The following is an 8328-nucleotide window of genomic DNA, read 5'->3' on the forward strand; positions in this document are numbered from 1 at the left end:
TGGGCTATTTAAAACGTTAGCTTATTACTTAAAACTGCGCTGTAAGTGTTAAAGCTGCGGTACGTGGTGCACCAATAAAGTAGGTAGAGCCATTACCTGTGCCACCTGCGAGATATGATTTATCAAACAGGTTATTCACCACAAATGCAAGGTCGATTGATTTAAACACGCCTGAATCAAGACTGGTGTTATAACCAATGTTTAAATCAACCAAGGTGTAACCATCAACTTTGTTACGTGAACGAGTTTGTTCATCAGTCCATGCACCTAAACGCTCACCTGTGTATTTAGCCGATAATCCAAAGCGGAAATCACCGCTGTAGTAGTCTGCCGATACCACAAATAAATCTTGTGCTGAGTCAATCACTTCATCACCCGCTTTAAAGCTGGCTGATGCATCCTCAAGTAGCTCACCATCGCTGTTGTAAGCACTTGGATCGTTCGATTGATACTCAGAGTTATTGTACGTATACGATGTGTAAAGATTCCATTTGTCAGTCAGCATATAGCTTGCTGAAAGCTCAACACCCGTTGACTCAATACCACCAACGTTGATGTAAGAACCGTTCGTGCCGATCGTGTAGTCAATACCATCGGTATCACTGCCCGGAGCAATAAAGGTAATGCGGTTATCAAATTCAATGCTGTAAGCTGTTGCAGTTAAGCTTAAGCGGTCATCACTGTAACGCACACCTAGGTCGATGTTTTCAGCTGTTTCAGGTTCAATTTCGGTCAGTGTTGATGAATCTCGTTCAAGTACACCATCTTTAATTGCCGCAAAATTTTCGCTGTAGCTGGTGAATAGCTCTGTGCTTGCAGATAGCTGATAAAGCACACCACCGCTGAAGAGCACATCTGAATCACTGTCGATTTTATCTGAGTATTCATCTTCAAAATGGTTATAACGCTGAAGCTCAACAAGGTACTGTTTAGCACCTAAATTAAGTGTGAAGTCGCCTAAACTGATTGAGTCTTGTACGTACCATTTGAATGTATCGGTTTCAAAGGTGTTTTTGTACTGTGTCCAATACGGCGTATGGTCAAAGTGATGATAGACACGGGCATCAATAACTTTATGCCAGTCACGTGACTCATCACGGTCTGTTTGTTCAAACCAAAAACCGGCTTCAATGTCATGGTTGCCAAGGGTTACTTGGTATTCACCGGTCATACCTAAGCGGTCTTTTTTGTAGTGAGTATGACGATACGACATAACCGGAATAGCATCATCTGGGTAACAGGCTGGGTTTAAGCCAGGGCCTGAAGACCATGGCCACTCTAAACTTGCCGTACAACCTGCAGCAGGTGCAAGTGGATTACCGTCGCTGTCGGTGAAGCCGTAGCTGCCAGCGTTTTCGCCGCCAATTATTGTTGGGTTGCCATCGCCATCAACAGGTGACGTTAAATAAGGCGGGATCCAATCACCACGACCTGAATTTTTATGATAGTAAGGCGACAAGCTTAAGTTTGAAGTGGCACTTAACGCGTAATCAAACTTTACATACGCAAGGGTATTTTCACGCAGTGTACCCCAGCCCTCAGCAAACATTTGATCAAAATGCGGCACGCCAGTCCAATTCCAAGTTAAACGATCCCAATCAGGGTTTTGTTCAAACTCACTAATGCTGATGCTGTTATAGTTAATTTCATGAACATCATCATACGAAACACGACCCGTTACGGTTAAGTCGCTAAAGTCTGATACAAACTTCGCTTCGATGTGCTGGTTGTCTTTACCACCATTGCTACCATCTCCAACCCAACGGCTGGTGTCTGTTTGCGAATAGCTGATATAAGCTTGCGTGTTATCAAACACAGTGCCGGTTTCGTGCTTAACAAAGTAACGGCTAGCGTTATGATCGCCCGTTGTGTAAGCAAACGTAGTGCTTTGCTCTGTGCTCGGTTGTGCACTCACAAAATTAAAAGTACCACCTAATGCTTCGAGTGATGCAGAGGCAATATCAGACGTACCTTGCCCTACTTCAACTGTTGCTAAGTTTTCGCTGTCTAAGTAACGGTTTGCTTTTGCACCGCCACCATAGTTAGAACCGCCATTAGGAATACCATCAATCGTCATACCTAATTGCTGTTGATTACCATCGATACTAAAGCCACGCATAGTAATGGTGGTTGACCAGTCGTCACCACCGAATGCATCACCTTCGTTGATGCTAATACCCGGTAGGTTATCAATCACGGCTAACACACTTGATACTGAACTTTGTTGCTCAAGCATGGCAGGTTCAATAACGTTATTTGCATAACTGGTTGGCTTTGCAACAACGGTAATTTCTTCAATTTCGTTAGTCGTGTTTGCATGTGCCGATGTTGCTAAAAGCGTTGCGATCACAAGGCTTAGCTTGGTTTTTTTTGCTACTGTGCTCATTGTTTTTCCAAGGTTACGTATTTAAAAGCGGGCACAGTATGCAGAGCGTGTATTACATTTAGGGTCAAAATTTTTGACACAACAGTTAAACAATTAATGCATTTTCATGGCAGATTTAAGACTTAACTGTTTAATATATAAGAAAGTATTAGAAAAAAACGCCCAGTTAAATTAACTGAGCGCTTGTTGGTTGGACAATATTATTAGATTTTCTTAAATCAATTCAGCCAGCATTTCGTCGCTGTATGGTGTTAATGCTTCACCATTTTTAACTTTACTGATGTAATCTGGGTTCGCAATGAATGGGCGACCAATCGCAATTAAATCAAATTGGTTGTTATCGATAGCTTGATTAGCCGTCTCAAAACTATAGCTACCTACCCCTACTAAGGTACCTTTGTACGCACCGCGCATATATTCAGACGCCGACTTATCACCTAAGCTTGCAAAGCGCATGCTGTCATCAAAAATACCCACATGTAAGTACGCAAGATTACGTGTTTCAAGGGCTGGTAATAGATAATCGAATACCGCTTTATCACCGTCGCTTTCGGTCATATTAAAATACGCACCTGGCGATAAACGTAAAGCAGTTTTATCTGCACCAATTGCTGCCACGACAGCATCAACGACTTCAAGAGCAAATCGTGACATGTTTTCTGGTGTTTGACCGTATTGGTCTTCACGTTGGTTGGCAGCAAAGTGTAAGAATTGATCAATCAAGTAACCATTTGCACCATGAATTTCTACACCATCAAAACCCGCTTCAATTGCATTTTCAGCCGCTTTTGCGTAGTCGGCAATTAAAACTTGGATGTCTTCGATGGTTGCCGCTTTTGGAGTAACGTAAGTTAACTCACGCATTCTCGGTACCGAACCTTCTACACCAATTGCTGATGGTGCCAGAACATCACCACCAAAAAAGTGAGGGTGTGCAACACGACCTACGTGCCAAAGCTGAGCAAACATTTTGCCGCCTTTGGCGTGCACAGCATCGGTGACTTTTTTCCAGCCTTGAATTTGTTCACTGGTAAATAGACCCGGTGTATTTGGGTAACCTTGCGCATCTGGACGAATAATCGTTGCTTCGCTAATAATTAAGCCCGCATCGGCACGGCGTGCATAATAATCAACCATTGCTTGGGTTGGTACGAGATTATCGTCGCTCATACAGCGTGTCAGTGGTGCCATTAGTACACGGTTTTGCAGCTCAATGCTGTCATTTAGTTTAAATGGAGAAAGTAAATCGGTTGTCATGGTTTTATCCTTATCTTGAACATACATTCAAGATAAGGGCGAAACAAACATACTTCAAGGTTTATTTTGAATAATCGTTCAAGATTACGTAAACTTCGTTTATACCAATTCGCTTAATTAAGTGGTCTATTTTGAGGCAAGAAAACCTCGTTGATAACAAGGCAAAAATTTCGTTATTTAGTTGTGCTCGGCAATTGCTCCTGCATTGCTCTACCTTCTGCATCCATGCAGTCGTAAATCAGAAATTTTTAACGCGGGTAGCGACAGGTTTAATCCCTCAAAATGACTAAGTATTATTGCGGATTGGTATTATATACCGTGAGGAGCCTTAATGAGAACTGCTGAATTTGATACTGAATTTGTACTACGCCAAGCAATGCATGCTTTTATGCAATATGGCTATGCGAAGACCAGTATGCAAAAATTAAAAGAAGTGACTCACCTTCATCCGGGCTCTATTTACGCGGCTTATGGCAACAAAAAAGGCTTATTCTTAGCCGCTACCGAGCAATATCAAAAAGACAGAAACCAACAATTTACTGCCCTTTTTAATGACCAACAATCAATTTTATCGACCCTCAAACATTACTTAACAGTGATTGTTGATGAATGTATTGAAGGTGAAGTTGCCAAGGTGTGCTTACTTACAAAGAGTATTTCTGAGGTTGAAGGCAATGACCCACAAATTTGTACAGTGCTACGTGGTAACCTTAATGCCTACGAGCATGCCCTCGCTGAGCAGCTTCAAAAAGCCCTTGATAACCACGAATTTAAAAGTAGCAAGTCATCTCAACAGTTGGCGCGCTTTTTAGTGATGGGCATATACGGTATTCGTACCTATGCACTCACAAATCAAGATCCAAAATCTCTGCAACAACTTGCTGACGATCTATTCGCTGCATTAGTAAATTAATTTAGCTATTAACTTTACTTGTCATATTTATTTATCACCTTATGATTAAGGTGTAGCTGTGTATAACTAAAAGAGTGAGCCTATCATGAATAATGCAACTGCTAAACGTGTTGAAACTGAATTTGATACTGTTCTTGCCTTAGGGGCAAAGAAACGACTCGCTTATATGTTTGAAACGGTTCAAGAGTTTAAACAAGTGTGGATCCTCAATGACGAACATGGCTGTGTCATGCTCTCTAACGAAGACGACGACTGTGTACCTGTGTGGCCTAGCCGCGAATTTGCACAAAGCTGGGCAACCGGCGAATGGCAAGACTGCACACCAAAAGCCATTCCTGTAAAAGATTGGTTAAGCCGCTGGACACCTGGCCTTGAGCAAGATGATTTACTCATTGCGGTGTTCCCAACAGATCAAGACGACGGCACCATTTTATTCCCCGACGAGTTTGACTCACAGCTGAGAATGCCAAAGAAACGATTTTAAATATAAGGGAGCCATGTGCTCCCATTTTTTATGCGATTTGTTGTAACCGCAGTGCTGAAATATCTTTTATCGGTGACTTACCAAAAAAGCGAGTGTATTCACGACTAAACTGCGATGGGCTTTCATAACCCACTTTTAAGGCTGCAGAGCCTACATCAATTCGCTCATTCAGCATTAATTGTCTTGCCGCCTGCAAGCGCAGATTTTTTACATATTGCAACGGGCTCATTTTTACTACATCACGAAAATGCAGCCTGAATGTCGAGGGGCTCATGTGTGCATCACGGGCCAAATCATCAATTGAAAATTGACTAGTGTAGTTTTCTTTTAACCAACATAAGGTCTTGGCGATTTTTTGATGGGCTGAGCCAGACATTACAATCTGCCTTAAATAAGGGCTATGCGGACTATTTAACAAGCGCAATATGATTTCTTTTTTAATAAGTGGCGCAAGATTAGCTTTTAAGTGTGGCTCATTGTCGAGTTGAATAAGCCTCAGTAAAGCATCAAGTAAGCCGTTATCAGTATCAACCACCGACATAGCTTGGTGCTTAGGAAACTTGTCTTGCCCTGCAAACTCCATTTCAGCAACAATGTGGCTGATTTCATGAGCATCTAAACGCAAGTAAAGTCCATAAAATGGCTGCTCTTTACTGGCACGAGTAATATGCGACGCAACAGGCACATCGACTGAGGTAACCAGAGATTGGCCGTCAGTGTAATCATAACTATGCTCACCCAGCACAACTCGCTTTGCACCTTGCAAGCTAATGCCCAGTCCTAATTCATACACGCAGGCCATCGGCAATGAGACTTCGCTTCGTCTGAATACCAATAACTCAGGTATAGCTGTTTCAAAACTACCATCTGCAATCGCTATTGCTTTCACTGCTTCTATTAATGCCTGACGCATTTAGATTACCTCACATAAATACTCAATTAAGTGTATCACCGTAATTTAAGGTTAGGACCATTAAAGGTAACAGTTCGTTGTTTTAGGCAAAAATTAAATCATTTATGGCAAGCAGAAACGGCCATTATCGACCATAATGTATTTTCATTTTTTCGATTGCATGCTCTATGCAATCAGCCACTGCTACAAAACCTCAATACATTCAATACCTAAAATCAAAAGAGAAATTATGAGCCATAACAACACGGATTTATTTGTGTTTGTCGCGATCGCTGCTTTGGTCACCGTTCATGACAAGCCTTTGTTAAAACGAGCATGTCAGCACGCATTGAATGATGGCGTTTCAATGCAAGAGTTGTGTGATATTTTACCGCATATTAGTGTGTATTCTGGGGTGCCAAAAGCATTGCTGGCGCTAGAGATTTTAAACTCACTTGATGATATTCAAGGTTCAAATACATTGCTTATCAAGCGCACAGAGCAGCAGCTAAAAACTGCACTCACATTTGGTCAGCTGCCGTTTGGCATAGAGCAGCAGAACAACACTGTATTTGAGCTTGCCTCTTTAGGCGCTTTATTTGCATTAGACGATGCCAGCAGCTTAGTTAGCGAACAACTTAAACGCTGTGTATTACTTGGTTATAGCCGTGACCAACTTGAATTACTAGTGATAGAACTTGCAAGGAAAGTCAGCAGTCACATAGCCATGCGTGCTAAATGTAATCTTGAAAAGCACTTTGCTATGGTGGGGTAAAATTAAGAAATGGCGGTGACGGAGAGATTCGAACTCTCGATACGTTGCCGTATACACACTTTCCAGGCGTGCTCCTTCAGCCACTCGGACACGTCACCTAAGGCGCTAACTAAGATTTTAGCGAGGCGCTATAGTATGAAAACAACCCTACCGACGCAAGGGCTTTTTAAAATAGTGCAGTTAAGTGATTAGTAATCAAACAAAAAAGGCAAGGTGAACACCTTGCCTTTTGTATAAACATTAACGCTGAAGCGATGCTGAGAACTCTAACATACGGTTAAGCGACTTTAATGCGCCTTCGCGTAAGTCCATATCAACAAACACTTCTTTACCTTCAGGGTCTGTCAGTGCTTCTTCAATCGCTTTTAAGCCATTCATTGCCATCCACGGGCAATGTGCACAGCTTTTACAGGTTGCGCCTTCACCTGCTGTTGGTGCTTCAAAGAATTCTTTCTCTGGGCATAACTGCTGCATTTTGTAGAAAATGCCACGGTCAGTCGCAACGATGAACTTTTTGTTGTCCATGGTTTGCGCTGCTTTGATTAGTTGGCTTGTTGAACCAACTGCATCAGCTAAGGCTACAATCTCCGCAGGAGACTCTGGATGAACCAATACAGCCGCATCTGGGTGTAAGGCTTTCATATCCTTAAGTGCTTTGGTTTTAAACTCGTCATGAACGATACAGGCGCCATTCCACATGATCATGTCAGCACCTGTGTTCTTTTGAATATAAGAACCTAAGTGTTTATCAGGACCCCAAATGATTTTTTCGCCTTGCTCATCAAGGTGCTCTACGATCTCAAGCGCACATGAAGAAGTCACAATCCAATCTGCACGCGCCTTAACAGCGGTTGATGTATTTGCATACACCACGACTTTACGATCTGGATGCTGATCACAAAACGCAGAGAACTCTTCGATTGGGCAACCTACGTCTAATGAACAGGTTGCAGCAAGCGTTGGCATAACAACGGTTTTATTTGGCGTAAGGATTTTTGCTGTTTCGCCCATGAAACGAACACCCGCTACCACAATTACATCTGCATCGTGCTTAGCTCCAAAACGCGCCATTTCTAGCGAGTCGGCAACACAACCCCCTGTTTCTTCAGCAAGTGCTTGAATTTCAGGATCAGTGTAATAATGGGCAACAAGAACGGCATTCTTGTCTTTTAATAATTGTTTGATACGTGCCTTGTACTCAGCTTGCTCGTCTTTTGATAACGGAGCTGGCTTTGGAGGGAAGATATAATCTTCAGGCATAATTTGTTCAGCTAGACTCATTTCTCGACCACTTAGTCCACAGTGCATTCATGGCGCGAATTATACGAGAATATGACGCTAAAGAACAGTATTGCTGTGCGCTGTTAAGATAAATAAAAGATAACTTAGAAAGAAATGATAAATAAGAAATGGTGGGTCATGATGGACTTGAACCATCGACCAATGGATTAAAAGTCCACTGCTCTACCAACTGAGCTAATGACCCGCTCTGGATATTAAGATGCGTCAATCCGCCGATATACAATACCATTAAAATGGTGGGTCATGATGGACTTGAACCATCGACCAATGGATTAAAAGTCCACTGCTCTACCAACTGAGCTAATGACCCGCTCTGGTA

The 8328-nt window shown here is 42.3% G+C and carries 7 protein-coding genes and 3 tRNA genes; 3 read left to right on the top strand and 7 right to left on the bottom strand.

Annotated elements, in window-relative coordinates:
* Positions 1-28: 28 nt before the first annotated feature.
* Positions 29-2386 carry a TonB-dependent receptor domain-containing protein gene (locus C2M25_RS09105; protein WP_105180957.1) on the bottom strand — a complete coding sequence of 786 codons (2358 nt, stop codon included), beginning with the start codon at positions 2384-2386 and terminating at the stop codon, positions 29-31.
* A 213-nt stretch (positions 2387-2599) separates the two neighbouring features.
* Positions 2600-3643, bottom strand: a complete 1044-nt coding sequence (locus C2M25_RS09110; protein WP_105174267.1) for an alkene reductase — start codon at positions 3641-3643, stop codon at positions 2600-2602.
* A gap of 331 nt (positions 3644-3974) precedes the next feature.
* Between C2M25_RS09110 and C2M25_RS09115 the strand changes: the two genes are divergently transcribed.
* Both C2M25_RS09115 and C2M25_RS09120 read left to right on the top strand, forming a co-directional pair.
* The gene (locus C2M25_RS09115) at positions 3975-4556 is read left to right on the top strand and encodes a TetR/AcrR family transcriptional regulator (protein ID WP_105180958.1); all 582 of its coding nucleotides are present in this window, start codon (positions 3975-3977) and stop codon (positions 4554-4556) included.
* A gap of 85 nt (positions 4557-4641) precedes the next feature.
* Positions 4642-5040: a DUF2750 domain-containing protein gene (locus C2M25_RS09120; protein ID WP_063704751.1), complete on the top strand. Its 399-nt coding sequence runs from the start codon at positions 4642-4644 to the stop codon at positions 5038-5040.
* 28 nt (positions 5041-5068) lie between these two features.
* Here the strand turns inward: C2M25_RS09120 and C2M25_RS09125 are convergent, their stop codons facing one another.
* On the bottom strand, positions 5069-5953 hold the full coding sequence (locus C2M25_RS09125) for an AraC family transcriptional regulator (RefSeq protein ID WP_105180959.1): 885 nt from the start codon (positions 5951-5953) through the stop codon (positions 5069-5071).
* Between the two features lie 229 nt (positions 5954-6182).
* Here C2M25_RS09125 and C2M25_RS09130 point away from each other — a divergent pair, with 229 nt between their 5' ends.
* Positions 6183-6707, top strand: coding sequence for a carboxymuconolactone decarboxylase family protein (locus C2M25_RS09130; protein ID WP_063704746.1), 525 nt, complete (start codon positions 6183-6185; stop codon positions 6705-6707).
* 10 nt (positions 6708-6717) lie between these two features.
* Here the strand turns inward: C2M25_RS09130 and C2M25_RS09135 are convergent.
* The 4 genes from C2M25_RS09135 to C2M25_RS09150 all read right to left on the bottom strand — a co-directional run bounded on the left by C2M25_RS09135 (position 6718) and on the right by C2M25_RS09150 (position 8319).
* Positions 6718-6805, bottom strand: a tRNA-Ser gene (locus C2M25_RS09135).
* A 142-nt stretch (positions 6806-6947) separates the two neighbouring features.
* Entirely contained in the window at positions 6948-7988 is a 1041-nt protein-coding gene (nadA, locus tag C2M25_RS09140) for a quinolinate synthase NadA (RefSeq protein WP_063704744.1), read from the bottom strand.
* A gap of 129 nt (positions 7989-8117) precedes the next feature.
* Positions 8118-8193 (bottom strand) — tRNA-Lys (locus tag C2M25_RS09145).
* Positions 8194-8243: 50 nt separating this feature from the next.
* Positions 8244-8319: transfer RNA gene (locus C2M25_RS09150), tRNA-Lys, on the bottom strand.
* Between the last annotated feature and the right edge of the window lie 9 nt (positions 8320-8328).

Source organism: Pseudoalteromonas sp. T1lg21, assembly GCF_002964625.1.
GTDB lineage: Bacteria > Pseudomonadota > Gammaproteobacteria > Enterobacterales > Alteromonadaceae > Pseudoalteromonas > Pseudoalteromonas gelatinilytica.

Coding starts and splice junctions, on each gene's coding strand:
- C2M25_RS09105 (WP_105180957.1), bottom strand. CDS start 2,386: ATGAGCACAGTAGCAAAAAAAACCAAGCTAAGCCTTGTGATCGCAACG.
- C2M25_RS09110 (WP_105174267.1), bottom strand. CDS start 3,643: ATGACAACCGATTTACTTTCTCCATTTAAACTAAATGACAGCATTGAG.
- C2M25_RS09115 (WP_105180958.1), top strand. CDS start 3,975: ATGAGAACTGCTGAATTTGATACTGAATTTGTACTACGCCAAGCAATG.
- C2M25_RS09120 (WP_063704751.1), top strand. CDS start 4,642: ATGAATAATGCAACTGCTAAACGTGTTGAAACTGAATTTGATACTGTT.
- C2M25_RS09125 (WP_105180959.1), bottom strand. CDS start 5,953: ATGCGTCAGGCATTAATAGAAGCAGTGAAAGCAATAGCGATTGCAGAT.
- C2M25_RS09130 (WP_063704746.1), top strand. CDS start 6,183: ATGAGCCATAACAACACGGATTTATTTGTGTTTGTCGCGATCGCTGCT.
- nadA (WP_063704744.1), bottom strand. CDS start 7,988: ATGAGTCTAGCTGAACAAATTATGCCTGAAGATTATATCTTCCCTCCA.